Origin of the sequence: Desulfovibrio legallii, from assembly GCF_900102485.1 — a bacterium.
GTDB classification, from domain to species: domain Bacteria; phylum Desulfobacterota; class Desulfovibrionia; order Desulfovibrionales; family Desulfovibrionaceae; genus Desulfovibrio; species Desulfovibrio legallii_A.
This window is the reverse complement of sequence record NZ_FNBX01000034.1, coordinates 1-1040: the sequence shown is the minus strand read 5'-3', so window position 1 is coordinate 1040 and position 1040 is coordinate 1. Positions and strand designations below refer to the sequence as shown.

The following is a 1040-nucleotide window of genomic DNA, read 5'->3' as shown; positions in this document are numbered from 1 at the left end:
ATCCCAATAATCTGTTCTTCGGTAAATCTGCTGCGTTTCATTCTTGTGCTCCTATGCCAGGAACACTAACTTTTCAATGGTATATTTTCCTGGGGAAGGGTCACTCAATATTACACTACAATGACATACCACTCATTAAAAATCTTTTTCCAGATTCAGGAATAAAAATTCCATCAGTAGAAATTCCAAGTTCTTCAATTAGTTCAGACGGTGATACAGCTCTGCACTTCAAGGATATTTTTTCGTCCCTTACTGACGTGCGATACGGATTAAGAAACTTCTTATCAACAGTCAGAAAGTATTCTATTCCGCTACATTCCGCAGCCCACAGGTGGTATGCGTCACGCGCACGCTTTCTCCCAAGAGCTTTGACATCACACATTTGCTGAAATACACTTATATTTTTGGCGTTATTCAGTTCAAATCCCGTAAACTTGGCCATTCGCTGCACTTTGATGTGAAAATCTGCTGGGTCAACTTTTAATAAAAAATCCATAAACAACTCAACTTCTTCCCCTTTGACCCAATTTGCGCTTGAGAAAAGCTTTCCGCGCTCAATTGGAGCGGGAACTGACTCAAACTGGGTATCTCTGAATGCTGCCAGTGGCGAAAGATTATTTTCAACACTGTGATATCCCTGAAAAATTTCCCACATCAATTCTGTGTAATAATATGCCTGAAAAACATTATCTCTTACTGCACGCCCGATAGCCAAAACCTCGGACATTTCTTTTCTCTGCGATTCACTTAACTGTTTGATTTCATAAATGAGAAGCTTATTGCCAGGACAAAAGCTATTAGGATTGGAATCAATTCGTCTCCATCGGGCAGGATCAGAGGTCCCTGTGGACATTACACAGTTATCAATCATGACTTTAGACATTAATGAAAGGCTCTCGTTCATTTATGGTTATTTTGCACATCGATGAGTGGCAGATCAACACCGGTAATCCTCCCATTTTTAGGAGCGATTACAAGTAGAGCCTAAGACACCTGTGCGAGCTTCATGGCGGGAGTTATGCCGCCAATGCCCATGTTGG

1 protein-coding gene is annotated in these 1040 nt (G+C 41.2%); it reads right to left on the bottom strand.

All coding sequences use genetic code 11. The features are described 5' to 3' along the window. Positions 1–115: 115 nt before the first annotated feature. Positions 116–904, bottom strand: coding sequence for a hypothetical protein (locus BLS55_RS11995; RefSeq protein WP_143339577.1), 789 nt, complete (start codon positions 902–904; stop codon positions 116–118). Positions 905–1040 lie beyond the last annotated feature (136 nt).